The organism is Paucibacter aquatile (assembly GCF_002885975.1).
GTDB lineage: Bacteria > Pseudomonadota > Gammaproteobacteria > Burkholderiales > Burkholderiaceae_C > Paucibacter_A > Paucibacter_A aquatilis.
Genome location: NZ_POSP01000003.1, coordinates 677,849 through 702,756, shown reverse-complemented (window position 1 = coordinate 702,756; position 24,908 = coordinate 677,849). Strand labels below are relative to the sequence as shown.

Below are 24,908 nucleotides of genomic sequence, written 5' to 3'. Positions count from 1 at the left end.
CGCTCAAGCGGACCCGCAACGGCATGCCACCTTCGGGCCTCATGTCATTCTGGCCCTTCGGTGTCCTGCCGTCGCAGGCCAGTTAGCTCAAACGTTAAGTTTCATTGCATGCCGTGGTTCATCATATGAAGCGCTCAATCCAATTTGTTTTGGCTGCGTTCCTGCTATTGGCGGTCGGCTTCGCCGCTGGCGCTGTTACAGCAGGAGTGAAGCAGTGGTTTCTACCGCTGGCCACAATCAACATCGAGAACCAAAGCGGTCAAGCTTTGCGCTACCTCGAAGTACGTTTCAAGAACTCAGTGTCAGACGCCACGTGGCAGTTGAAGCCTTTGGCGGTCGGAGAGCGCGCAGTCGCTCGTATCCATATTCCGGGTGAGGGCGGATACACAGTTCGCGCTGTGCTCGCTGATGGTGCGGTTGTGAAGGAAAGCCAGGGTTACGTTCATGCTGGCTATCAAATCAATGAGGTTGTTGGCAAGGAAGAGATTCGCGGCGATGTTGTTCGCCTGTACCAAAACGATGACACCTGGCCCCTTGCTCGATCCGACCCGCAATGGCATGCCATTCCAAGCCATCATTTCATTTGGGTCCGTCCGCGCCCTGCCACCGCAGGCGGCTCCGCGTGGACCTCAAGCGCTCCGTCACAGGAGGAGTATCGAGTGGAGCTGTATCGTCCTAGCAGTCGAGGGAATGTTTGCTTGCTGACCTAAGTTTTCGCGTCAGCCGCTCGGTCAGCAGAAGCCTTGGCGCCCTGCTGCTTGCAGGAGAGGCATCCGGCCATTCGTGGCTTTTGCTCGGCTTGGCCTGCTCAAAAATCGGGGCTGTTGGGACCTGAAGGGCCAGCCACGGTCGCCGGCTCTAGCGCTCATCCCTGGTGCGTTCGCGCCCCGAAATGAAGCTTGATGCATTGGTTTGGTGCGCGCGTTCCCGATTAGTCCTGCGCCAATTTGGGCACTGTTCTTGCTGATCTGGTGCGTCTGGCCCTCCGATGGTGCAAAGAAAAGAGGAAGGGCCGGCCACCAGACCCGACAACAAGCCAGCCCGCCCGCCCCATGGACACTACTTCCTCTCTGTCATCACTCAAGCAAGGCGCAGACGCGCTGTTCATCTTGCTCGGCGCCATCATGGTGCTGGCCATGCATGCGGGCTTTGCCTTTCTGGAGCTGGGCACGGTGCGCAAGAAGAACCAGGTCAATGCTCTGGTCAAGATCCTGGTGGATTTCGCGGTGTCCACGGTGGCCTACTTTCTGGTGGGCTACAGCGTGGCCTACGGCGTGCACTTCTTCACCGGGGCCGAAAGCCTGGCGGCGCGCAATGGCTATGAGCTGGTGAAGTTCTTCTTCCTGCTGACCTTTGCGGCGGCGATTCCGGCCATCATCAGCGGCGGCATTGCCGAGCGGGCCCGCTTCGGCCCGCAGCTGGCGGCTACGGCCGTGATCGTGGGCCTGATCTACCCGCTGTTCGAGGGCCTGGTCTGGAACCAGGGCTTTGGTTTTCAATCCTGGCTCAAAGCCCAGTTCGGCGCCGAGTTTCATGACTTTGCCGGCTCGGTGGTCGTGCATGCGGTGGGCGGCTGGATCGCGCTGGCCGCCGTGCTCTTGCTCGGCCCGCGCATGAACCGCTATCGCAAGGACGGCGCCATCAGCGCGCATCCGCCGTCCAGCATTCCCTTCCTGGCCCTGGGCGCCTGGGTGCTGGCGGTGGGCTGGTTCGGCTTCAATGTGATGAGCGCGCAGACCCTGGACAAGATCTCGGGCCTGGTGGCCGTCAATTCGCTGATGGCCATGGTGGGCGGCACCCTGGCCGCCGTGCTGGCCGGCCGCAACGACCCTGGCTTCGCCTACAACGGCCCGCTGGCCGGCCTGGTGGCCGTGTGCGCGGGCTCGGACGTGATGCACCCGCATGGCGCCCTGATCACCGGCGCGGTGGCCGGCTACATCTTCGTCAAGATGTTCACCCTGACGCAGAACCGCTGGAAGATCGACGATGTGCTGGGCGTGTGGCCTCTGCACGGCCTCTGCGGTGCCTGGGGCGGCATTGCCTGCGGCATCTTCGGCAGCCAGGCCGGCGGCGGCGTGGGCGGTGTGAGCTTCTGGTCGCAGCTGATCGGCACCCTGGCCGGCGTGGCCTGGGCCTTGGCCGGCGGCTTTGTGGTCTACGGCCTGCTCAAGCGTTTTGTTGGCTTGCGCCTGAGCCAGGAAGAAGAGTTCGACGGTGCCGACCTGTCCATCCACAAAATCGGCGCCACGCCGGACCGCGAGGTCAGCTGGTAAGCTCAGGCCAGCGCATTCCCCCAATTGGGCTGCCTGTCTCCCACCGCCTTCGGGCGGTGGTGGCGTTTTGGGCCTAGGGTCTTCTTCATTCACCGCAGTTCAATCACGATGTTCACAGGCATTGTTCAAGCCGTGGCCCAGGTGGCCGCCCTGCAAGACCGCCCCGGTCTGCGCAGCTTCACGCTGCAGTTCCCGCCCGGCTTCTGCCAGGGCCTGGAGATCGGCGCCAGCGTGGCCTCAGACGGCGTGTGCCTGACGGTGACGGCGCTGGACGAGGCGGCCGACCGCGCCGACTTCGATGTGATGCAGCAGAGCCTGAACCTCACCACGCTGGGCGCGCTGCAGCCGGGCAGCCGGCTCAATGTCGAGCGCGCCGCGCGCGACGGCGCCGAGATCGGCGGCCACCCGCTGTCCGGCCACGTCGATTTCATGGCCACGGTGCAGGCCATCCGCCAGCCCGAGAACAACCATGTCATCCGCATCGGCGTGCCCGCGCCGTGGATGCGCTACATCTTCGCCAAAGGCTATATCGCGGTGAACGGCGCCAGCCTGACCGTGGCCGAAGCCGGCCGCGAGCGCGACGGCTCGGGCTGGTTCGAGGTCTGGCTGATCCCCGAAACCCTGCGCATGACCACCTTCGCCGAAAAGGGCGTGGGCGCAGCCCTGCACATCGAGATCGAGCGCCAGACCCAGGTCATGGTGGACACGGTGCGCGCTGCGGTGGACGAGCGCCTGGGCCCGCTGCTGCCGGCGCTGGAGGCCTGGCTGGCCTCGCAAGGCCAGAGCCTGGACGGCGTGCTGGGCGGCTGAGCCCGGCTGGGCGAGCGAGCGGGCGGACCGACGGGCGCCTTTCCCCCGTCCATTTTTCAAGCCCGCAGCAAGTCGCGCAGCACAAAGGGCAGGATGCCGCCGTGCTGGTAGTACAGCACCTCGATCGGTGTGTCGATGCGCAGCAGCAGCGGGGCGCTGCGCTGTGTGCCATCGGCGCGGTGGATGCGCAGCTCGGCCTGGCGCTGCGGTGTCAGCTCGCCGTCGATGACGATATCGATGACTTCATCGCCGCGCAGGCCCAGGCTTTGCCAGCTCTCGCCGGGCAGGAACTGCAGGGGCAGCACGCCCATGCCGACCAGGTTGGCGCGGTGGATGCGCTCGAAGGAGCGAGCCACCACGGCCTTGATGCCCAGCAGCGCCGTGCCCTTGGCTGCCCAGTCGCGGCTGGAGCCGGTGCCGTATTCCTCGCCGGCAAAGATCACGGTCGGCACGCCGGCCGCCTGGTAGGCCATGGCGGCGTCGTAGATGGGGCGGGGCTCGCCGCCGGGCTGCTGCAGGGTCAGGCCGCCTTCGATGCGCTGGCCGTCGGGGCCGGGTGGCAGCATCAGGTTCTTGATGCGGACGTTGGCAAAGGTGCCGCGCATCATCACCTCGTGGTGGCCGCGGCGGCTGCCGTAACTGTTGAAGTCAACGGCCTTGATGCCTTGGGCCTGCAGGTAGAGCCCGGCCGGTGAGCTGGCCTTGATGGAGCCGGCGGGCGAGATGTGGTCGGTGGTGATGGAGTCGCCGAACAAGGCCATGATGCGGGCGCCCTGCACGCCGCCTGCGCTGCCTGCGCCAGCTGCGCCGCTTTGCGGGGGCTGCATCTCGAAGCCGGCGAAGAAGGGCGGGCGGGCGATGTAGCTGCTGCTGGGCCAGTCGTAGCTGTCGCCGCTGACGCCTTCGATCTGCTTCCAGAGCTTGCCGGGCTTGCGCTCCACCTGCTCGTAGTTGGCGCGGAAGGTCTTGGGGTTCATGGCCTGGCTGAGTAGGGCATGGACTTCATCGCTGTGCGGCCAGATGTCGCCCAGGAAGATCTCGCGGCCTTCGCTGTTGCGGCCCACCGGTTCGGTCATCAGGTCCACCTGCACATTGCCGGCCAGGGCATAGGCCAGCACCAGGGGCGGCGAGGCCAGGAAGTTGGCCTTGAGGTTGGGGTGGATGCGGGCCTCGAAGTTGCGGTTGCCCGAGAGCACGGCGGCGCAGATGAGCTGATTGGCCGTGATGGTTTCGTTGATCTCGGCCGTCAGGTCGCCGGCATTGCCGATGCAGGTGGTGCAGCCATAGGCCGCCACATTGAAGCCCAGCTGCTCCAGATAGGGCAGCAGGCCGGTCACTTGCAAGTACTCGGTGACCACGCGCGAGCCCGGGGCCAGCGAGGTCTTGATGTGCGGGGCCACGCGCAGGCCGGCCTCCACCGCCTTTTTGGCCAGCAGGCCGGCGGCCAGCATCACGCTGGGGTTGGAGGTGTTGGTGCAGGAGGTGATGGCGGCGATCAGCACATCGCCATTGCGCAGGGCCAGGCCGCTGCGGGTGGGGAAGCTCTGCGTGAGCTTTTCGGCCGGCTGGTTGAAACCGCTGGCGCTGTCCGTCGAGCTGAAGAGTTCGGCAAAACGCTGGCTCAGGTGGGTGATTTCGATGCGGTCCTGCGGCCGCTTGGGGCCGGCCAGCGAGGGCGTGACCTGGCCCAGGTCGAGCACGATGCGGCGGCTGTATTCGATCTGCTGCAGCTCGGGCGAGGCCTCGGGCGTGCCGGGGATGCCGAACAGGCCCTGGGCGCGGAAATAAGCTTCGAAGGCGGCGATCTCGCGGCCGGTGCGGCCAGTGCCGCGGAAGTAGTCCAGGGTTTTCTCGTCCACCGGGAAGAAGCCCATGGTGGCGCCGTACTCGGGCGCCATATTGGCGATGGTGGCGCGGTCAGGCACGCTCAGGCGGGCCACACCAGGGCCGTAGAACTCGACGAACTGGCCGACCACTTTCTCGCGCCGCAAGATCTCGGTGACGCTGAGCACCAGGTCGGTGGCGGTGACGCCCTCGCGCAGCTCGCCGCGCAGCTCGAAGCCGACCACATCGGGCGTCAGCACATAGACCGGTTGGCCCAGCATGGCGGCTTCCGCCTCGATGCCGCCCACGCCCCAGCCGACCACGCCGATGCCGTTGATCATGGTGGTGTGGCTGTCGGTGCCGACCAGGCTGTCGGGGTAGTAGAGCTTGGCGCCCTTGTCGTCCTTGGGGCCGCTTTTGTGCACGCCGCGCGCCAGATACTCCAGGTTCACCTGGTGGACGATGCCGAAGCCGGGCGGCACGACGCGGAAGGTGTCAAAGGCCTGCATGCCCCATTTCATGAACTGGTAACGCTCGCGGTTGCGCTGGAATTCCAGTTTCATGTTCAGGTCCAGCGCGTCGGCGCTGCCGTAGTGGTCAATCATCACCGAGTGGTCCACCACCAGGTCCACCGGCACCAGGGGCTCGATGTTCTTGGCGGGCAGGCCGAGGCTGGTGGCGACATCGCGCATGGCGGCCAGGTCGGCCAGCAGGGGCACGCCGGTGAAATCCTGCAGCACCACGCGGGCCACGGGGAAGGGGATCTCCAGGCTGCGCGGCTCGGCCGACACCGGCTGCCATTGCGCCAGCTGGGCCACATGCTCGGGCGTCACGCCCGGCTCGCCGCAGTGGCGCAGCAAGGACTCCAGCATGATGCGCAGGCTGACCGGCAGCCGCGTGATCTGCGGGAACTGCACGCTCAAGGCCGGCAGCGAGAACAAGCGGCCGCTGCGAGCCTTGCCGAACTCGAAGTGGCGCAGGGTGTGGGCGAAGGGATGTGCCGCTTGTGCGGATCCGGGCGCTGCTTGCTGCTCGATGGGCGTGGATTCGGTCATCAATGCCTCCTGGGAGATGGAGGCTGATTGTGAGCCTGTCTTGATGACAGCAGCGAGTAGCCCTTCAAAGCGGAGGAGGCCGCCCCGCATGCAGGCGACCTCCTGGCCCCGTGGCGCACGAGCCCCGGCTCACGCAGCGTGGCGGGGCTCAATGCCAGGGGCAGCTCGCCAAAGGCGAGGCCCGCTCAGTTGCAGCTGCCTTGCGCGGACCAGACGTTGCTGTAGATGTCCGGCTGCGCGGCTTGCGACCACCAGATGGCCTGGTACTTTTTGCCCTTGTAGCTGACCACATCGCGAATGGCGTACAGCTTGGTGGCGCTCCAGGCCGCCACACCGCCGCAGCCTGTGTCTCCGCCACCGCCCACGCGCAGCACTTGCGAGCTGGTGTTGCTTTGGTTGGCCGTGTCCGTGACCGTCAAGGTCACGGTATAGCTGCCTGCGCTTGCGTAGGCATGGTTGGGCGAGGACTGGGTGGAGCTGCTGCCATCACCGAAGTTCCATGCCCAGCGGCTGATGCCCTTGTCGTCGGTGGAGGCATCGCTGAAGACAACGTTGAGCCCGGTGACGGTGGCGTTGAAGCGGGCCACAGGTGCCTGGTCGGGCGGCACATCGGTGTCCGGGCGCACGCCGGTTCGCTGGGCGATCCAGTCGAGATAGCTGCTGGTTCGTGTGAACACCGTCGCGCCGCGGCAGGAGTTGCCCCAGCTGACCGTACCGATGCTGTAGAACTTGCCGTTGGCGCTGGCCGCAAACGGACCACCGCTGTCACCGTTGCAGGCCGACACGCCGCCGGTGCCGCCGCCGCAGATCACCGAGGCTGGCAGGTTGAAGGCCATCTCGCTGCTGCAGGTGGAGTTGCTCAGCACCGGCAGGTTGACCTCACGCAGCACATCGCTGGGGCTGCCGCCGTTGCTGGTCAGGCCCCAGCCAGACACGGTGACATAGCGGCCCACGCCCGCGATTTGCGATTCGATCGCCGCGGTGGGCAGCTTGGCCGGCGTGATGTTGGCCGGTGCGGGGCTGGCCAGGCGAAGCACGGCAATGTCCCAGCCGGAGCGGATGCCTTGCGCGCCGCGCCAGTTCTCGTGGCTGATGATCTGGCTGACCCGGATGTTCTGCCCATCGCGCCGGCTGATGCTGTGCGCGCCGACCTGCACCGTCAGGCTGGCGGTGGATGCGCCGTCCACGCAGTGCGCAGCCGTCAGCACCCAGTTCGGGCTGATCAGGGTGCCGCCGCAACCCTGGCGGCCGTTCATGAGCAGCGCCACTTGGTAGGGGCGGGAGTAGGGCGTGGTCACGGTGCCGCCCACGATCTGAGGCGTGGCTTCGTCGGGTTTGGCCGCGACGCCGCTGGCGGCCGTCTGGGCGAAGCTTCCGCCCGCGAGCAGCCCGAGGCTGGCGGCCAGGGTCAGGCGCGCGCTTAGTCTGGCGAGTGAAACTGGGTGTGGGGTGTTGCGGGGGGTACGGCGGTAGGTCATCGCAGATCTCCGGTTGGGGATGAACAGCCTGATCCGAGCTGAAGTCCCTGTTCATGGGGCTGTGCAGAGGGTCAGGGCTTGCAAGAGCTGCGGATCGATCGCTGTTCTTGCGGCTGGCGATGGTGCGTTCAGGGGCCGCGTTCGGGCATGGTGCTAACCCTGAAAAACGGCGGTGAATTCCCGCTGAAGCCACCGAACGGGCTGGAGCCTGTAAGAGCTTGCATCAGGCCCAACCCCAGGATCGTTCCTCGGCTTATTCGCTGGCTATCGGCACATTCAGAGCTTGCTCGTTTTTTGCATAAGCAAACCGATTCTTCTTGTTTGCGGCCCGGGGCCCCCTACCTACAGTCCGGCGCATCCCTTCACCTCTTTGCGCTGCCTTGAAGCCTTTGCCTGCCATGAACCTCTTGCGTCGTACTCTTTCCGTTTGGGCTGCCGCTGCCGCACTGGGCGGCGCTGGCTTGGCTCAGGCTCAAACCACCCTGCTCAATGTGTCCTACGACCCGACCCGTGAGCTGTATCAGGAATTCAACAACGCCTTTGCCAAGCACTGGAAAGCCAAGACCGGCGAGACCTTGACGGTCAAGCAATCGCATGGTGGTTCGGGCAAGCAGGCGCGCTCGGTGATTGACGGCCTCGAAGCCGACGTCGTGACCCTGTCCCTGGCCTATGGCATCGACGCTCTGCATGACGCGGGCAAACTGCTGCCTGTGGATTGGCAGAAGCGCCTGCCCAACAATGCCAGCCCTCACACCTCGACCATCGTCTTCCTGGTGCGCAAGGGCAACCCCAAGCACATCAGCAACTGGCCGGACCTGGCTCGCTGCGGCGTGGATGTGATCACCCCCAATCCCAAGACCTCGGGCGGCGCGCGCTGGAACTATCTGGCAGCCTGGGCTTTTGCCCTGAGCCAGCCGGGCGGCAATGCCGAATCGGCCAAGGCCTTCGTCAAACGCATTTATGCCAATACCAAGGTGTTGGACTCGGGCGCGCGCGGCTCGCTGACCACCTTCACGGAACGTGGCATTGGCGATGTGCTGATCTTCTGGGAGAACGAGGCCTGTCTGGCGCAGAAGGAGCTGGGTGCTGACAAGTTCGAGATCGTGACGCCCAGCCTCAGCATCCTGGCCGAGCCGCCGGTGTCCGTGGTGGACAAGGTGGTGGACAAGCGCGGCACACGCAAGCAGGCGCAGGCTTATCTGGAGTTTCTCTACACGCCGGAAGGCCAGGATATTGCAGCACGCCATTTCTACCGCCCGCGCGATGTCAAGGTGGCTGCGCGTTATGCCAAGCAATTCAAGCAAAGCAAGCTGATCACGGTCGATGAGGTTTTCGGCGGCTGGCGCACGGCGCAGAAGACCCATTTTGCCGACGGTGGTGTGTTCGATCAGATCTTCACGCCGGGGCGATGAGAAGCGAGTTTGGAGGCAGCAATCGGCATATTCTGTTGAAAAAGTCCCTACCTCGACCCGCTTGTGCACCGTACAATTTGAGTGTTAGCCGGTCGAATCTTGGAGGGCGTCGAGATGATGGGACGACAAGCGAGCGGGCAAGATCGGTTGTTCTATTCGTTCAACCTCGAAGACCACATTCCCCAGAATCATCTGCTGCGCGGCATTGATCGCTGCCTTGACTTCGCTGGCCTGCGTGAGCACCTGGCCGAGCATTACAGCCAGATCGGCCGCCCGTCCATCGACCCTGAGTTGATGCTGCGCATGTTGGTCGTCGGGTACTGCTATGGCATCCGCTCCGAGCGCCGCCTGTGCGAGGAGTTGCACTTGAACTTGGCCTACCGTTGGTTCTGCCGACTGAGCCTGGAAGACGCCGTACCCGATCACTCCACTTTCTCGAAGAATCGCCATGGGCGCTTCCGTGACAGCGGCGTGTTCCGTTGGTTGTTCGATGAGGTCGTGCGTCGCTGTATGGCAGCCGGCCTCGTCAAGGCTGAGGGCTTTGCAGTAGATGCCAGCATCGTGGAGGCCGATGCCAGCAGCCAGCGTGGTGTGGCTGGCACCGAGTCGGTTGACTGGAAAGATCCAGCACTGAGCACACGCGCCGTGCGCGAGTACCTGGAAGGATTAGATGCCGAAGCCCTTGGCAAGGTCCTACCCAAGAAGATTTCGCTGACCGACCCACAAGCAAGTTGGACGGCGGCGACGGGCGGCCCCGCGTTCTTCGCCTACTCGACGAATTACCTCATCGATGCCGAGCATGGCGTGATCATGGATGTCCAGGCCACGCCGGCCCACCGCACCGCCGAGGTCGAGTCGACCAAACTGATGGTTGATCGAGTGCAGGAGCAGTTCGGCCTCAAGCCCGAGCGGTTGATCGGCGACACGGCCTACGGCACGGCGCCCATGCTGAGTTGGATGGTGGACGAAAAGGGCATCGAACCCCATGTGCCCGTCTGGGATCGCACGCAGCGCGATGACGGCACGCTCTCAAGCAACGAGTTCACTTGGGACGAGCAGGCCAAGGAATACACCTGCCCACAAGGTCGCCCGCTGCGCAGCCAGTGGCGCGTCTTCAAGATTGAGCGCAGTCACATCACCAAGGCCGACACTGTGATTTACCGTGCGAGCCAACAAGATTGCGCCAACTGCCCCGAGAAGCAGCGCTGCTGCCCCACCACCCCTATGCGCAAGATCGTTCGCAGCGTTCACGAAGCCGCACGGGACGTAGGGCGCAAGATTGCCACCACCGAACAGTACGAGCGCTCACGTTGCCAACGCAAGAAGGTGGAAATGCTGTTTGCCCACCTGAAGCGAATCCTGCGGCTGGATCGCTTGCGCCTGCGAGGACTTAGTGGCGCGATGGACGAGTTCACGATGGCTGCGGCAGTACAAAACCTGCGTCGTTTGGCGATGCGGGTGCCGCAAGGTCCACCAACTCAAGGCACAGCTACGCCCGCTTGAGGCGAAACCCCATCGATTAACCTCAAAACCGGGTCGAAAGACCTGGTTCAGACGAAGAAAAGGTGAGTTGAGCGCCTTCGCCTTCCCTTCCGCAACGTCGCCTTCGAGCCGATCAGCGACTTTTTCAACAGAATAGGCACATTGCGGACCTCCGCTGTCTTGATTGATCTTTCTCGCTGCGGTGGCCCGGCCCGCCGCCGGGCTCATGGTTCGCGGGTCGGCTCTTTGAGCCGACTCCCCTCGGTGCTCACTCCGCGGCTCAGCGGCGCCAAACTCCCTCCGTTCGCTGCGCTCACTGTGGTCAAACAGTGGCGCCGAGTCAGAGCTTGAAGCGCGCTTGAAGCAAGCTTCGGCGCGCGCCTGAGCCGCTCCGCTGCGCCCTCGGCCGCGCACAAATCGCCCGTCGGCGAGCCGAGCCACCTCCGGAAGTGGTGTCCTCCACCGTGGAAGGGGCAGATCGACCGCGATGCAAGCGCCCTGCAGCCCGTGCCGCTGCCGGGCGATTTGTGCCGGGCCGAGCAGCACAGCGCCTCGGGGCGCGCGCGGGTACGCGCGCTTCAAGTTCTGACTTGGCGCTTCTGTCTGAACGAAGCGAACGCAGGGAGCGAAGTGAGTTATGCGCCAGCCCCGAGGCGCGAGCAGCGCAGGGAAGTCGGCCCGCCAGGGCCGACCCCGGAACCATGAGCCCGGCAGCGGCACGGGCTGCAGGGCCTCACGAGAACACCGAGTGGCTGCTCTGTGCAGCGAGCAAAACGGCCCGTCGATCCAACCTGACGGTACAGAAACAAACTCCGCCCAGGCTGCTTGCCCGGGCGGGGCTTTGTCATGGCCGCAAGAAAGCTCAGGCCAGGTTGCGCAGTTCTCGCAGGGCGACCGACAGCATGGCCAGGTCCACGCCCTTGGCCTCGCTGAGTTCGGCCAGCAGGCGTTGGGCGCGTTCCAGCGCGGCCTGGTTGCTTTGCTCCCAGGCGCTCAGCTTTTGCTCGCCGGCATGGCTCAGTACATCGTGGGCGATCTGGCGTTGCAGGCCGGCCAGATCGTCGCCCAGCGCGGCCTTGGCTTGCGTCTGCCAGTAGCTGTCGGTCGGCAGGGCGTCGATCTGCTGGCGCAGGCGGGCCAGGCCCAGGCGTTCGCCCAGGCTGGCATGCACATCGGCCACTTCGCCCAGGGGCTGTTGCGTTGCGTCGGCAATCTCGGCAATGTCCAGGGCGGCGAACAAGGCCTCGGCCGTGATCACGGCCTGCGCCAACTCGCTCGGCACACCGGCGGCCACCCAGGCTTCGGCGCGTGGCGATTGCAGGGCCTGGGCTTGCACGCGGGCACGCAAGGCATCCACCGCCGGCGTGAAGCGCTGGAACACCTGCTCCATGGGCTCGGCCAGGCGGCGTGAGCGCAGGAACCAGGTGGTGGCATGGCTGCCCAGGCGGCCCAGCTCGTTGATCAGCTCGGCCTGCACCTCATCGGGCACCTTGTTGTCCAGAGCCTCGATCTGCAGCCACAGGGGCACAAAGCCGAAGACCTCGCGGGTGGCCAGGTAGGCGCGCACGATCTGCGCCGGCTTGGCGCCGGTCGATTCGCTCAGGCGGTGCACAAAGGTCGCGCCCACGCGGTTGAGCATGCTGTTCAGCACATGGGTGACGATGATTTCGCGCTTGAGCGGGTGGCGCGGAATCAGGGCCGCGAACTTCTCGCGCAGCAGGGGCGGGAAATAGCGCGCCAGAGCAGTGCCGATCCAGGCGTCCTCGGGCAGGTCCGAACTCATCAGCTGATCGGACAGCCACATCTTGCTGTAGGCCAGCAGCACGGCCAACTCGGGGCTGGTCAGGCCCACGCCACGGGCTTTGCGTTCCTTGATCTCATCGTCGGTGGGCAGGAACTCGATGGCGCGGTTGAGCTGACCATTGCGCTCTAGGAAGCGGATGAAGCGCGCCTGCGAGTCGATCAGGCTGACGCCTTGGCGTCGGGCAATCGACAGGGCCTGGGTCTGGAAGTAGTTGTCACGCAGCACCAGGGCGGCGACATCGTCCGTCATCTGCGGCAGCAGGGCATTGCGCTGCTTGGCCGTCATCTCGCCGTCGCCGGTGGCCAGACCCAGCAAGATCTTGATGTTGACCTCATGGTCTGAGGTGTCCACGCCGGCCGAGTTGTCGATCGCGTCGGTGTTGATGCGCACGCCATGCAGCGCCGCCTCGACCCGGCCGCGTTGGGTGCAGCCCAGATTGCCACCTTCGGCCACCACCTTGCAGCGCAAGTCGGCGCCGTTGATGCGCAAGGCATCGTTGGCCCGGTCGCCGACATCGGCATGGCTTTCGCCGCTGCTCTTGATGTAGGTGCCGATGCCGCCGTTGTAGAGCAGGTCCACGGGCGCCTTGAGGATGGCGCTGAGCAGCTCGGTTGGCGCCAAGCGCTCGGCCTCGATGCCCAGCACGGCGCGCGCCTGCGGCGAGATCGGGATCGACTTTTCCGAGCGTGCCCAGACCCCGCCACCGTCCGAGATCAGGCTGGCGTCGTAGTCGGCCCAGCTGGAGCGCGGCAGCTTGAACAGCCGGTCGCGCTCGGCAAAGCTCTTGGCCGCATCGGGATTCGGGTCGATGAAGACATGGCGGTGGTCAAAGGCGGCCACCAGGCGGATGTGCGGCGACAGCAGCATGCCGTTGCCGAACACATCGCCCGACATATCGCCCACGCCGACCACGGTGAACTCCTGGCTCTGTGTGTCCAGGCCCATCTCGCGGAAATGGCGTTTGACCGACTCCCAGGCGCCGCGGGCGGTGATGCCCATGGCCTTGTGGTCATAGCCGATCGAGCCGCCCGAGGCAAAAGCGTCGCCCAGCCAGTGGCCGTATTCGGCGCTGACCGCGTTGGCGTAGTCGGAGAAAGTGGCCGTGCCCTTGTCGGCGGCAACCACGAGGTAGGGGTCGTCCTCGTCCATGCGCAGCACCTGGGGCGGTGGCACGACCTGACCCCCCGCGTAGTTGTCGGTCAGGTCGAGCAGGGCGCGCAGATAGTCCTGGTAGCAGGCCACGCCTTCCTTCATGAAGGCCTCGCGCTCGCTGGACGGTGGCGCCTTTTTCAGCACAAAGCCGCCCTTGCTGCCCACCGGCACGATGACGGTGTTCTTGACCATCTGCGCCTTGACCAGGCCCAGCACTTCGGTGCGGAAGTCTTCCGGTCGATCAGACCAGCGCAGGCCGCCACGGGCGACCTTGCCGCCGCGCAGGTGAATGCCTTCGAAGCGCGGCGAGTAGGCAAAGATCTCGTACAGCGGCCGCGGCTCGGGCAGGCCCGGCACCTTGGCCGAGTCCAGCTTGAAGCTGACGAAACTGCGGCGTGCGCCCGGCGCGCCCGAGTGGCCGATGCCGGTGCGCCAGAAATTGGTGCGCAGCGTGGCCAGGATCAGGGCCAGCAGCTGGCGCAGCACCCGGTCTTCCTGCAGATTGGAGACCTTCTCCAGCGCCTTCTCGATGGCGTTGACCTGGGCGGTGGCGCCAGCGGCGTCATGGGCCTCGGGGTCGAAGCGCAGCTTGAACAGGCCCACCAGCATGCGGGCGATGCGCGGGTGCGCCGCCAGCGTGGCCTCGATGCTGGCCTGCGAGAGCGCAAAGCCGATCTGGCGCAGGTATTTGGCGTAGGCGCGCAGCACCACGATCTCGTCGCTGGCTAGGCCCGCGCGCAGCACCAGACGGTTGAAATCGTCGTTCTCGACCTCGCCGCGGAAGACCCGGGCGAAGGTGTCCTCGAACAGCTTGGACAAGGCCTCGGGCTCGATCTCGTCGGACACGGCGGCCTGCAGCTGGAAATCGTGCAGGGACACGCTGTCGCTGCCGTCCGCGGCATCGGCACCAGCGGCGTCGAGGATGCGGTGGTTGTACTCGCCGAGCACGCGCACGCCCATGTGCTCCAGCATGGGCAGGCTGTCGGACAGCACCACCGAGGCGCCGCGGCGATAGACCTTGAAGCCCAGGCTGCCCGCCTCGCCGCCCAAGGGGCGGTAGAGGGCCAGGGCCAGCGGGTTGTCGCCGTTCAGGCCGGCGATCTTCAGCACATCGGGCACGGCGGCGCGGGCGCTGACGCGCTCGCGGTAGCCGGCCGGGAAGCCGGCGCCCCAGCGCTTGAACAGTTCCAGGCCACGGGCCTCGCCCTCGGCATCGATCAGGGCGTCGCGCAGGTCGTCGTCCCAGCGGCGGGCGGCGGCGGTCAGCTTGGCCTCGATGTCACGGCGCTCGTACAGCGGCACTTGCCCAGGCGTGGTGCGCACGGTGAAGTGGATGCGGGCCAGCACGGCATCGCTGAGCTGCACATCGAACTCGGCACTGGTGCCGCTGAAGACCTGCATCAGGATGCGCTGGAACTTGATGCGCATATCGGTCGAGTAGGCCTCGCGTGGCACATAGACCAGGCAGCTGAAGAAGCGCTCGAAAGGATCGCGGCAGACGAACAGGCGCAGGCGCTGGCGCTCGCCCAGGGCCAGGATGCCCAGGGCGGTTTCGTAGAGCTCGTCGTCCGAGATCTGGTAGAGGTCGTCGCGCGGGTAGGTCTCCAGGATGTGCTGCAAGGCCTTGGCCAGATGGCCGCCCGGCGGCAGGCCGGCGCGCGTGGTGATGGCGCCGACGCGGCTGCGCAGGATGGGCGTCTCGGAGACGCGGGCGCTGTAGGCGGTGGAGGTGAAGAGGCCGATGAAGCGGTGCTCGCCGATCACCTCGCCGGCCGCGTTGTAGCGCTTGATGCCGACGTAATCGGTGTAGCCGGCGCGGTGCACGGTGGAGCGGGTGTTGGCCTTGGTGACCATCACGGTCGGTTCGGGCGCCCGCGCCATGGCGCGGGCATTGGCCGGCAGCAGGGAGTAGCCGGTCGAGAGTTTCTCTTGCTCGGTTTCTCGCAGCAGGCCCAGGCCACTGCCGGGCTGCAGGCTCAGGGCTTCCTTGCCATCCTGGTCGAAGACCAGGTCGTGGCAGCGGTAGCCCAGCAGGGTGATGTGGTCATCGGCCAGCCATTCCAGAAAAGCCACGCTTTCCTTGATGTGGGCGGCGCGCAGACTGGCCGGGGCCTGGTTCAGCTCATCGATCACCTGGCGCAGGCGGCCGACCATGGGCTTCCAGTCCTCGACGGCGGTGCGCACATCGGCCAGCACGCGCTCAATGCCGGCGACCAGCTCCTGGCGCTGCTGGGCGTCGATGATGCGGTCCACCTCGATATGCATCCAGGATTCGCGCTGGCCGCTGGCCTCGGCGCCTTCGCGGCGCGGCCCGATGGCCTTGAGCTGGCCGGCTGCATCGCGCTCGACGGCAAAAATCGGGTGGATGATCAGGTGCAGGGTCAGGCCTTGCCGATTGATCTCCATGGTCGTGGTGTCGACCAGAAAGGGCATGTCGTCATTGACGATGTCGATGACCGAGTGGCGCGAGGCCCAGCCATGCTCGGCGACTGCCGGGCTCTGCACCCGCACCAGGGTCTGACCGGGCAGGCGCTTGGCGCCGAACTGCAGATGCGAAAGCAGGGCGCCGAGCAAATCCTCGGGCGTGCGGGCCAGCAGGTCTTCCGGGTCGAGGCGGGCGAAATACTCGCGGCCAAAGCTCTCGATCAAGCCCTTGTGCTCGGCGGCCAGCGGGCGGCTGGCGGCCAGGGCCAGCACGGTGTCGATGCGTTCGCTTTGCAGCGCTTCTTGGGGGTCGGTCATTGCTCTTGTCTCCTTGGAAGGATGCTTGTGTGTCCAGTGTGCCCGGGCATTGCGACAGCCATTTAACCAGCAAGCGAGGCTTCTCGGTTTGAGAAGACGCAGGGTCAGGCCTTGCCGGCTCAGACGGACTTCAGGGTTTTCGGCGTTTCGCTGGAAAACTGCAGGCCGGCCAGCCAGTCGCTGACCTTGCGCTCCAGCAGATCCAGGGGCAGGGCGCCGCTGTCCAGCAGCATGTCGTGGAAGGCACGCAGATCGAAGCCTTCGCCCAAGGCCCGCTCGGCCCGCGCCCGCAGGGCCAGCATGTGCAGCTGGCCGATCTTGTAGGACAGGGCCTGGCCGGGCCAGCCGATGTAGCGGTCTACCTCGTTGACGATGTCCAGCTCGCTCTTGGGGGCTTGGGCGCGGAAGTAGTCGATCGCCTGCTCGCGGCTCCAGCCCATGGCATGCAGGCCGGTGTCCAGCACCAGGCGCACGGCGCGCCACATGTCGTAGCTGAGCTGGCCGAAGCGCGAGTAGGGGTCTTGGTAGAGCCCCAGCTCATAGCCCAGGCGCTCGCTGTAGAGCGCCCAGCCCTCCAGGTAGGCGTTGTAGCCGGCAAAGCGGCGGAACTTGGGCAGCTCGCCCAGCTCCTGAGCCAGGGCCAGTTGCAGGTGATGGCCGGGCATGGCCTCGTGGCTGGTCAGCACCTCGATCTCGAACTTGGGCCGCATCTCCGGCCGGTAGAGGTTGACGTAGTAGTAACCGGCGCGGCGGCCGTCATCGGACGGGGCGCTGTAGTAGGCCGCCGTGGTGTTGGGAGCGCTGCTCATGGGAATCGGCCGCACACCGTAAGGCATGCGTGGCAGCCGGCCGAAGAGCTTGGGCAGCTCGGGCTCGATCTTTTTGGCCGCCATCACATAGGCGCAGAAGAGCTCGTCTTCGCTGCCGCAGTAGTGGCGCGGGTCGCTGCGCAGCTGCTCGAAGAACTCGGGCTGGCTGCCTTCGAAACCCAGCTCGTCCATCACCGCCTGCATCTCGGCCTGGATGCGGCCCACCTCGGCCAGGCCGATGGCGTGGATGTCCTCGGCGCTGAGCGTGGTGCTGGTGTGGAAGGCGATGCGGTTGGCGTAGTAGGCCTTGCCGTCCGGGCTGTCCCAGATGCCCACGCTCTCGCGGCAGGCCGGCAGATAGCGCTCGGCGAACAGGCGGCGAAAGTGCTGGTAGGCCGGCAGCACGGCTTCGGCGATCACCTGGCGCGCTTCTGCCTGCAGGGCCTCGGCCTCCTCGGGCGCGATGCGCGCCGGCAGTTGGCGGAAGGCGCTGAAGAAGGGGCTCAGCTCGGGTTCGCTGACGCACTGGCCGTCCAGCTGAGGCAGCACGCGTTCCATCAAGATGCGCGGCTGGGTGCGGCCGCTGGCGGCGGCGCGCTCCAGCAACTCGCCGTACTGCTGCAGGTAGTTGGGCAGGCCGCGCAGGCGCTGCAGCCAAACCTCGAAGTCGGCCGCTATGTCCAGCGGCATCAGCTCGGCCACTTCGTTGAGGGCCTGCGGGCCCTCGCGCGCGGAGATCGCCCAGGCGAGCGGATGGAAGGGCAGGACATCGAGCCGGGTGCGCAACTCGTGGCGGAACAGCTCCGCATTGAGCCGCTCGCTCTCGGGCAGGCCGGCCGCCGCTATGGCCTCGAGCTCGGCCAGGGCCGCGCGGTTGGCGGCCTCGCTGCGCGCCTGCGCCTCCTCGGACAGATCGGGCCAGAGCGCATTGAAACGCGGGTCGCCGATATAGCTGGCCTGCAGCGGGTTCTCGGCCAGCTCGCGTTCCCAGCAGGCCTCGAACAAGGCGTGCAGGCGCTGGGTTGGGCTGGGCGTGGGGACGACGGTTGGGGCAGCAGGTTCGAACATGGCAGCGGGCGGCGGGGCCTGAATCGCGGTGGCTCATCCTATGCCAGTGGGCGCAGGCCCAAGCCGGCGCCATTCGCTTGCACATCTTTGCAAATCAGACACGCTGGCGCAGCCTCACGTGCCAGATGATGGCGGCCGGGCCTGGGTCTGGGCCGATGGAGCGTGCCGTGTTGATGTCTCGACGATCTGGATTGCAAGCAGCGGCCTGGGGCGGCCTGGCCGCCTGGGCGGGTACATGGCGGTCGGTGTTCGCACAAGCCCGCCCGTCCGAGCCGCTGGCGCAGCCCCTGACGGCTCAGGAGCGGGCCGTCCACGCGCTGTGCCGCCTGAGCTACGGGCCGCGGCCAGCCGATCTGGCGGCGTTGCAGCGCCTGGGGCCTGAGGCCTGGCTCGAGCAGTTCCTGGCCGCGCAGCTGCGCGGCAGCGCAGGGGGGCAGGTCTTGCCTGAGTCGGTGCAGGCTCGGCTGCAGGGGTTGGATACGGTGTCGCTCAGCCAGGCTGCCCTGCTGGGCCGGTACCAGGAGGCGCGCCGCCTGGCGCGCCTGGACAAGGCCGGCGAAGCGGCGGCGAAGGGTGCAGAGAATGGTGCGTCGAATGGCGCGGCAGGTGTGGTGAGTGCCCAGGAGGCCCGCCGCGAGCTGGTGCGCCCCATCCTGGCTCAGGCGGCCGAGCAACGCCTGCTGCGCGCCCTGCACAGCTCGGCCCAGCTGGAGGAGCAGCTGCTGGAGTTCTGGTTCAACCACTTCAATGTCTTCGCCGGCAAGGGGCCGGTGGCCGCCCTGGTCGGCAGCTACGAGCGCGAGGCGATTCGGCCCCATATCTGGGGGCGCTTCCGCCAGATGCTGGGCGCCACGGCCAAGCACCCGGCCATGCTGTTCTATCTGGACAACGCCCAGAGCGTGGCGCCGGGTTTCCGCCCGCCCGCTCGTCTGGGTGACGAACAAGTGGCGCGGCCGCGCGGCCTCAATGAAAACTACGCCCGCGAGCTGATGGAGCTGCACACCCTGGGCGTGGACGGTGGCTACAGCCAGGCGGATGTCACCGAGCTGGCCCGCATGCTGACCGGCTGGACGGTGGACGTGCGGGGGGCGCTGGGGCGGCAGGGCAGCGGCGATCTGTTCGAGTTCGCGCCGCGCCGCCACGACAACGGCTCCAAGCAGTGGCTGGGCCGGCCGGTCACGGCGCGCGGTCAGGCCGAGGGCGAATGGGCGCTCGATGTGCTGGCCAGCCACCCGGCCACCGCCCGCCATCTGAGCTTCAAGCTGGCCCAGGCCTTTGTCGCCGACGAGCCGCCCGAGGCGCTGGTCGCCCAGCTGAGCCGCAGCTTTCTGGCCAGCGGCGGTGATCTGCGGGCTTGGGTGCAAACTTTGCTCGGCAGCGAGCATTTCTGGCAGCGCGAGCATCTGCGCAGCAAGTTCAAGACGCCCTACCAGTTTCTGCTCTCCAGCCTGCGTGTGCTCGACGCCCAGCCCCAGGACATGCAGCCCCTGCTGGGTGCGCTGGCGCAGAGCGGCATGCCGCTGTACGGCGCCGCCACGCCCGATGGCTACAAGAACCTGGCCTCGGCCTGGATGAACCCGGAGGCCCTGTCCCAGCGGGTCCAGTGGCTGAGCCGTTTGAACGAGCGCACAGCCGGTGTGGAGCGCGCGTCCCGGCAGGGCGGCAGCCTGCTCAAGACCCTGGCGCCTTTGCTCAGCGAACACACGCGCAGCGTGTTGGCCCAGGAGCCGGCCGAGCTGCAGCTGGCCCTGCTGCTGGGCAGCCCTGAATGGATGCGGCGCTGAGCGCGCTGTCGTTGGATCGCTTTGCTGCAAGAGGATGCACGCACCATGACTGAACTGAGTCGACGTCACTTTGTTCTGCGCCACGGTTTGGCGGGCCTGAGCCTGGCCGGCCTGAGCCCCAGGGCCATGGCCCAGCCCGCCAGCAGCCGCCGCAAGCTGGTGGTGATCCTGCTGCGTGGCGCCGTCGACGGCCTGAGCGTGGTCGCGCCATGGGGTGACCCGGCCTACGCGGCGGCCCGGCCCAGCCTGGCCTTGGGCAGCCCGGGCACCGAGGGCGGGGTGCTCCGCTTGGATTCGCTGTTCGGGCTGCACCCGGCGCTGGCGCCGCTGATGCCCTTCTGGTCGGAGGGCAGCCTTGGCTTCGTCCATGCCAGCGGCTCGCCGGACCCAACGCGCTCGCACTTCGATGCACAGGACTATCTGGAATCTGGCACCCCGGGCCGCAAGAGCACGCCGGATGGCTGGATGAACCGCCTGGTCGCACAGTTGCCGGGTTCGGCCGGCCCCACCCGAGCGCTGAACATGGGCGCCACGCCGCCGCGCATCCTGGCCGGTCCGGCGCCGGTGGCCACGCTGGGCCTGGGGCCGCGGGCCCTGGATCGCAAGGCCATCGACCAGCCTGCCATGCAGGCCGGCCTGGCCCGGCTGTATGCCGAAGACCCGGCCCTGGCTCGCACCTTTCAGAGCACCGCCGAGGGCCGCGGTCAAATGCAGCGCAGCATGGCGGCCGGCAGCGAGTCGGTGCCAGACGCGTCTGCCACGCCTGTGATGGCGATGTCGGCCACCCACCCCCCGAGCGCCGAGAGCGCCGACCGCGGCGCCGCCTCGGCCCGCAGCTTTGCCGCCGATGCACGGCGCCTGGGGCAGCTGATCCGCCGGGACCCCAAGACCCAGCTGGCCTTCACCTCGGTGGGCGGCTGGGACACGCACGTCAACCAGGGCGCGGCCCAGGGTCAGCTGGCCAACAAACTGGCCAGCCTGGCCCAGGGTCTGGAGGCGCTGGCGCAAGGCCTGGGCGACAGCTGGCGCGACAGCGTGGTGGTGGTGATGAGCGAGTTCGGCCGCACGGTGCGCGAGAACGGCACCGGCGGCACCGACCATGGCCGCGGCAATGTGATGTGGCTGCTGGGCGGCGCGGTGGCCGGCGGCCGGGTGCTGGGTGAGTGGCCCGGCCTGGATACGGCCGCCCTGGCCGAGGGCCGCGATTTGGCCGTGGTCACCGACTACCGCCATGTGCTGGCGCCGCTGCTGCAGCGCCACCTGGGTGTGCAGGACGCGGGGCTGGCGGCGGTGTTCCCCCAACTGCCCGCGTGGGCGGGCACGCCCGGTGGGCTGCGATTGCTGCGCGCCTGAGCGGCGCTTCATTTCTTAGTCGGTCTCGGCCTGTACCAGACGGTTGCGCCCCTCGGCCTTGGCCCGGTACATGGCCGCGTCAGCGGCCTGGAACAGTTCGCTCTGTGAATTCTGAGGCTTGGGCACCAGGGTGGCACTGCCGATGCTGACCGTGACCCAGGGCCCGGCCGATGAGGCCGGGTGGGACAACTGGCGCGCCAGCAGGTCTGCTCGCAAGGACTCGGCCCAGGCCTGGGCTTGCTCGGCATCGCCGGGCAGAATGAGGGCGAACTCCTCGCCGCCATAGCGCGCGGCCAGGCAGCCGGGTGGCGCCTCGGGCCGCTGGGCCAGCGCTTGCAGCAACTGGCCCAGCGCCTGTAGGCATTCGTCCCCGGCCCGGTGGCCGAGCCGGTCGTTGTACTGCTTGAAATGGTCAACATCGAGCAGCAGCAAGCTCAGGGGCTGGCCGGCTTCTGCGGCCGTTCGCCAAGCCTGGGCCAGACCGCGGTCGAACTGGCGGCGGTTGGCGAGCTGGGTCAGTTCATCGATTTCAGCCAGACGGCGCAGCACCTGCTCGGAATGCTTGTACTGGCTGATGTCGTGCAGCAGCGCGATCTGCAGCTCGGCTTGGCCGGGCAGGGGGCTCAGGGTCAGCTCGATGTGCAGGGGCTCGCCTTGCAAGGTCAGCGCGCACAGTTCCTGGCGGCCGGTTCGCAGGCGTTCGACCGATTCGGCCGCCAGCAGCTCGCGCAGCGAGCGGCCGCACAAGGGCATGGGGCCTGCGCCGAACAGGCGTTCGGCCGCCGGGTTGGCTTTGCGAATGCACAGCGCAGGGTCGACCAGCAGCAGACCCTCGGCCATGTGATTGACGATGGCCTGCATGCGCTCGGCCTGCTCGCGCTGCACGCGCAGGTGATGGCGCAGCTGCAGCTGCGAATCGATGCGGGCCAGGGCCTCTTCCACACGCACCGGCTTGTGGATGTAGTCGGCCGCCCCGAGACTGAAGCCCTCGACCACATCGCAGCTGTCGGTGCGCGCGCTGACGAAGATCACCGGCACGGCGCGGCTGTGCGGGCTGGCCTTGAGGCGGCGGCAGGTCTCGAAGCCGTCCATTTCAGGCATGCAGACATCCAGCAGGATCAGATCCAGCGGCACCCGTTCGGCGATCTCCAGCGCCGCCTGGCCTGAGGTGGCGGCGTAGATCTGGTGGCCCCGGGGCTTGAGCAGGGTGCGCAGCACGCCGATATTGGCCGGCGTGTCATCGACGATGAGCAGGGCGCTGGGCTGGGGCCGCGGACCGGGCAGATCGAAGAGATCGGCCTCGGGCCCGAGGGGCTGCTGGATCATGGCAGTGCTTGCGCTCATGCGGGCAGCTCGTCGCTGGCGGCCAGGGCATGCAGCTCGCGCTGCAGCCGGGCCATGTCGTACTGCCGCAGGCAGTCCAGCAGGCGCTCGCCCAGGGCCTGCTCGGCGGGGCAGTCCTGCAGCAGCTGTTCAATGCCGCGCTCCAGCTCGCTGATCCAGCCGGTTTCGGCGGCGGACTGCAGCAGTTGCAAGAGTTCGCTTGGCAGGCGCTGCGTGGCCGCGGTGTGATGGCCGGTCGGCGAGGCCTGCGGGTGGCCCTCCACCGAGGCGGCCGCTGCGTCTGCGCCGGTAGCGCCGGGGCGGAACAGCGGACCCAGGTGCTGGCGCAGCAACTGGTGCACGGTCTCGAAAAGAAAAGGCTTGCCGATGAAGTCGTCGAAGCCTTCGCGCATATAGCTCTGGCGTTCGTGCATCAGGGCCGAGGCGGTCAGCGCCACCACCACCGGTTGGGGCTGGGGCAGCTCGCGGCGCAGGCGCTTGAGGGTTTCGATGCCGTCCAGCACCGGCATGCGGATGTCGAGAAAGACGATGTCAAAGCGCGCTGGTGACTCCTGCAGCATCTGCAAGGCCTGCAGCCCATGCTCGGCCTGCTGCACCTCGGCACCCAGGCCGCTCAGCATGCGCGCCAGCACATCGCGGTTGGCCTCGATATCGTCCACCACCAGCACCCGCAAGACCTGACCCTCGCTGAGGCTGACCAGGGCGCCAAAGCCCGAGTCTTGAGGCAGGCTGCTGCGGTCGCCGGCGGCCAGATGCAGGCGGAATGAAAAGCGCGAGCCCTGGCCCTCGGTGGATTGCAGCTGCAGCTGCCCGCCCATCAGCTCGACCTGGCGCGAGGAGATGGCCAGGCCCAAGCCCGTGCCCCCGCGCTGGGCGCCGGCGTCCGCTTGGTGGAAGGGTGCGAACACCAGGTCCTGCTGGGCCTGCGGGATGCCCAGGCCGGTGTCACTGACCTCGAAGCAGAGCTGCATGCCGGCCGCTCCGGCCTCGGCCCGCGCGCGGATGCGCAGCACCACCTCGCCGCAATCGGTGAACTTGACCGCATTGCTGAGCAGATTGAGCAGCACCTGGCGCAGCTTGCCGGCATCACCGCGCAGCACGCAGGGGCTGGGCAGCTCCAGTTCGCAGCGCCAACCAATGCCTTTCTGCGCACAGCGCAGCGCAAACATATCGCCCATTTCGCTGGCCAAGGCGGCCAGGTCCAGGTCGACCAGGTCCAGGCTCATGCCGCCGGCCTCGATCTTGGAGAGGTCGAGGATGTCGTTGATCAGGGTCAGCAGATGGGTGCCCGATTTTTCAATCGGCGCGACGATGCTGCGCAAAGCAGGGGGCAGGCGCGGGTCGCGGCTGAGCAGCTGGGCATAGCCGAGCACGGCATTGAGCGGTGTGCGGATCTCATGCGACATATTGGCCAGGAAGATGGACTTGGCATGGTTGGCCGCTTCCGCCGCGCGTTTGGCCTCTTCCAGCTCTGTGGTGCGGCGCTGCACGCGCAGCTCCAGGTCGCGGTTCAGGTCCAGGATTTGCTGGCGGGCCAGGCGCGCCTCCGTCACCTCGGTGGCGACGATGATGTGCTGGCTGGGCCGGCCGGCATCGTCGGCCAGAGGCAGCACGGTGGTCTCGGCCCAGCGGTGGCTGCCGTCGGCCTGCGGGTGGATGAGCTCGCCATGCCAGACCCGACCTTGTGCCAGGCATTGCTGCAGGCTCAGGCCCTCGTGGCCCAGCGCTCCACCGTGGCCGCGCAGGGGTTGGTGCTGCTGCGCCAGCAAGTGTTCGGCCGGGGCGCCGGCCAGGGCGCAGAAGCGCTGGTTCGCCGCGCTGAGCCGCCCCAGACCGTCGCTGACCGCGACGATGGCATGCTCGTTCAAGGCCTGCTCCAGATGCTGCACTTTCTTGAGCGTGGCGCGCAGCTCGGCCTGCTGATCGGCCATGGCACGCAAGGTGTCGTAAGCGCGCAAGGCGCTGACCACGGCCGCAAACAGCTTGGCGCCGGTCAACTCGGCCTTGTTGCGGTAGTCGTCAATGTCGTAGTCGACGATGACCTGGTGCTGCGGCGCCATGCCGGGTTGGCCGGTGCGCAGCAGGATGCGGGTCAGGTGGCAATTGAGGCCATGTCGGATCGTGTGCACCAGACGCAGGCCAGCGTCGTCGGTCTCCATCACCACGTCGAGCAGCACCAGGGCGATGTCGGGCGTGCTGGCCAGCAGGGTGCAGGCCTCGGCAGCGCTGTAGGCGCTCAGAAACTGAAAGCTGCGGCCGCGAAAGCTCTGCAGGCCCAGGGCCAGCAGGGTGGCTTGGTGGATGCCTTCGTCGTCGTCAACGATCAGGATGCGCCAGGGCGGCAAGGGCGCCGCGGCGGAATTGGAACCCCCCGTCGCCTCGCTGTCGGCATGGGGCGGCAGGTGCGAGGCGGCAGGCTCGTCCTCGTCGGCAAAGATCTGGAGCTCATCGAGGTCCAAAGGCTCGTCTCGGCTCCGGGTGTCCGACGCAGCGTCGGTCTGGCGGCTCGGTTTCATGG

General features: G+C 67.0%; 13 protein-coding genes. 7 read left to right on the top strand and 6 right to left on the bottom strand.

All coding sequences use genetic code 11. The features are described from left to right. Positions 1–125 precede the first annotated feature (125 nt). The 3 genes from C1O66_RS23620 to C1O66_RS06310 all read left to right on the top strand — a co-directional run bounded on the left by C1O66_RS23620 (position 126) and on the right by C1O66_RS06310 (position 3,083). A complete protein-coding gene (locus C1O66_RS23620; protein ID WP_133155117.1) occupies positions 126–710 on the top strand; it encodes a hypothetical protein in 585 nt (194 codons plus the stop codon). Positions 711–1,070: 360 nt separating this feature from the next. Then, a complete protein-coding gene (locus tag C1O66_RS06315; protein ID WP_102769498.1) occupies positions 1,071–2,273 on the top strand; it encodes an ammonium transporter in 1,203 nt (400 codons plus the stop codon). A 108-nt stretch (positions 2,274–2,381) separates the two neighbouring features. Then, positions 2,382–3,083, top strand: coding sequence for a riboflavin synthase subunit alpha (locus tag C1O66_RS06310; protein WP_102767101.1), 702 nt, complete (start codon positions 2,382–2,384; stop codon positions 3,081–3,083). A 56-nt stretch (positions 3,084–3,139) separates the two neighbouring features. Here the strand turns inward: C1O66_RS06310 and acnA are convergent, their stop codons facing one another. Both acnA and C1O66_RS06300 read right to left on the bottom strand, forming a co-directional pair. Beyond that, entirely contained in the window at positions 3,140–5,962 is a 2,823-nt protein-coding gene (gene acnA, locus C1O66_RS06305; protein ID WP_102767100.1) for an aconitate hydratase AcnA, read from the bottom strand. A gap of 185 nt (positions 5,963–6,147) precedes the next feature. Further along, positions 6,148–7,440, bottom strand: a complete 1,293-nt coding sequence (locus tag C1O66_RS06300; RefSeq protein WP_102767099.1) for a trypsin-like serine protease — start codon at positions 7,438–7,440, stop codon at positions 6,148–6,150. 398 nt (positions 7,441–7,838) lie between these two features. Here C1O66_RS06300 and C1O66_RS06295 point away from each other — a divergent pair, with 398 nt between their 5' ends. Continuing rightward, complete coding sequence (locus C1O66_RS06295; RefSeq protein ID WP_102767098.1) at positions 7,839–8,852, top strand: sulfate ABC transporter substrate-binding protein; 1,014 nt, start codon at positions 7,839–7,841, stop codon at positions 8,850–8,852. A gap of 114 nt (positions 8,853–8,966) precedes the next feature. Continuing rightward, complete coding sequence (locus tag C1O66_RS06290) at positions 8,967–10,355, top strand: transposase (protein WP_102769497.1); 1,389 nt, start codon at positions 8,967–8,969, stop codon at positions 10,353–10,355. A gap of 841 nt (positions 10,356–11,196) precedes the next feature. Here C1O66_RS06290 and C1O66_RS06285 read toward each other — a convergent pair. Both C1O66_RS06285 and C1O66_RS06280 read right to left on the bottom strand, forming a co-directional pair. Beyond that, the gene (locus C1O66_RS06285; RefSeq protein ID WP_102767097.1) at positions 11,197–16,032 is read right to left on the bottom strand and encodes an NAD-glutamate dehydrogenase; all 4,836 of its coding nucleotides are present in this window, start codon (positions 16,030–16,032) and stop codon (positions 11,197–11,199) included. A gap of 119 nt (positions 16,033–16,151) precedes the next feature. Next, positions 16,152–17,909 carry a DUF885 domain-containing protein gene (locus C1O66_RS06280; protein WP_102767096.1) on the bottom strand — a complete coding sequence of 586 codons (1,758 nt, stop codon included), beginning with the start codon at positions 17,907–17,909 and terminating at the stop codon, positions 16,152–16,154. 173 nt (positions 17,910–18,082) lie between these two features. Here C1O66_RS06280 and C1O66_RS06275 point away from each other — a divergent pair, with 173 nt between their 5' ends. Further along, on the top strand, positions 18,083–19,693 hold the full coding sequence (locus tag C1O66_RS06275) for a DUF1800 domain-containing protein (RefSeq protein WP_102769496.1): 1,611 nt from the start codon (positions 18,083–18,085) through the stop codon (positions 19,691–19,693). Between the two features lie 45 nt (positions 19,694–19,738). Then, positions 19,739–21,046 carry a DUF1501 domain-containing protein gene (locus C1O66_RS06270; RefSeq protein ID WP_279305043.1) on the top strand — a complete coding sequence of 436 codons (1,308 nt, stop codon included), beginning with the start codon at positions 19,739–19,741 and terminating at the stop codon, positions 21,044–21,046. Positions 21,047–21,061: 15 nt separating this feature from the next. On the opposite strand, the gene C1O66_RS06265 is transcribed toward C1O66_RS06270, so the two are convergent. Together C1O66_RS06265 and C1O66_RS06260 are read right to left on the bottom strand one after the other, a co-directional pair. Next, a complete protein-coding gene (locus tag C1O66_RS06265) occupies positions 21,062–22,390 on the bottom strand; it encodes a diguanylate cyclase domain-containing protein (RefSeq protein WP_243392722.1) in 1,329 nt (442 codons plus the stop codon). Further along, positions 22,387–24,906, bottom strand: a complete 2,520-nt coding sequence (locus C1O66_RS06260; protein WP_165794503.1) for a hybrid sensor histidine kinase/response regulator — start codon at positions 24,904–24,906, stop codon at positions 22,387–22,389. Before C1O66_RS06260 ends, C1O66_RS06265 begins: the two co-directional genes overlap by 4 nt. Between the last annotated feature and the right edge of the window lie 2 nt (positions 24,907–24,908).

What these genes read in the sequence shown, in the direction of transcription:
- acnA (WP_102767100.1), bottom strand. Translation starts at nt 5,962, where the DNA reads ATGACCGAATCCACGCCCATCGAGCAGCAAGCAGCGCCCGGATCCGCA.
- C1O66_RS06290 (WP_102769497.1), top strand. Translation starts at nt 8,967, where the DNA reads ATGATGGGACGACAAGCGAGCGGGCAAGATCGGTTGTTCTATTCGTTC.
- C1O66_RS06285 (WP_102767097.1), bottom strand. Translation starts at nt 16,032, where the DNA reads ATGACCGACCCCCAAGAAGCGCTGCAAAGCGAACGCATCGACACCGTG.
- C1O66_RS06275 (WP_102769496.1), top strand. Translation starts at nt 18,083, where the DNA reads ATGTCTCGACGATCTGGATTGCAAGCAGCGGCCTGGGGCGGCCTGGCC.
- C1O66_RS06310 (WP_102767101.1), top strand. Translation starts at nt 2,382, where the DNA reads ATGTTCACAGGCATTGTTCAAGCCGTGGCCCAGGTGGCCGCCCTGCAA.
- C1O66_RS06295 (WP_102767098.1), top strand. Translation starts at nt 7,839, where the DNA reads ATGAACCTCTTGCGTCGTACTCTTTCCGTTTGGGCTGCCGCTGCCGCA.
- C1O66_RS06270 (WP_279305043.1), top strand. Translation starts at nt 19,739, where the DNA reads ATGACTGAACTGAGTCGACGTCACTTTGTTCTGCGCCACGGTTTGGCG.
- C1O66_RS06300 (WP_102767099.1), bottom strand. Translation starts at nt 7,440, where the DNA reads ATGACCTACCGCCGTACCCCCCGCAACACCCCACACCCAGTTTCACTC.
- C1O66_RS06265 (WP_243392722.1), bottom strand. Translation starts at nt 22,390, where the DNA reads ATGAGCGCAAGCACTGCCATGATCCAGCAGCCCCTCGGGCCCGAGGCC.
- C1O66_RS06280 (WP_102767096.1), bottom strand. Translation starts at nt 17,909, where the DNA reads ATGTTCGAACCTGCTGCCCCAACCGTCGTCCCCACGCCCAGCCCAACC.
- C1O66_RS06260 (WP_165794503.1), bottom strand. Translation starts at nt 24,906, where the DNA reads ATGAAACCGAGCCGCCAGACCGACGCTGCGTCGGACACCCGGAGCCGA.
- C1O66_RS23620 (WP_133155117.1), top strand. Translation starts at nt 126, where the DNA reads ATGAAGCGCTCAATCCAATTTGTTTTGGCTGCGTTCCTGCTATTGGCG.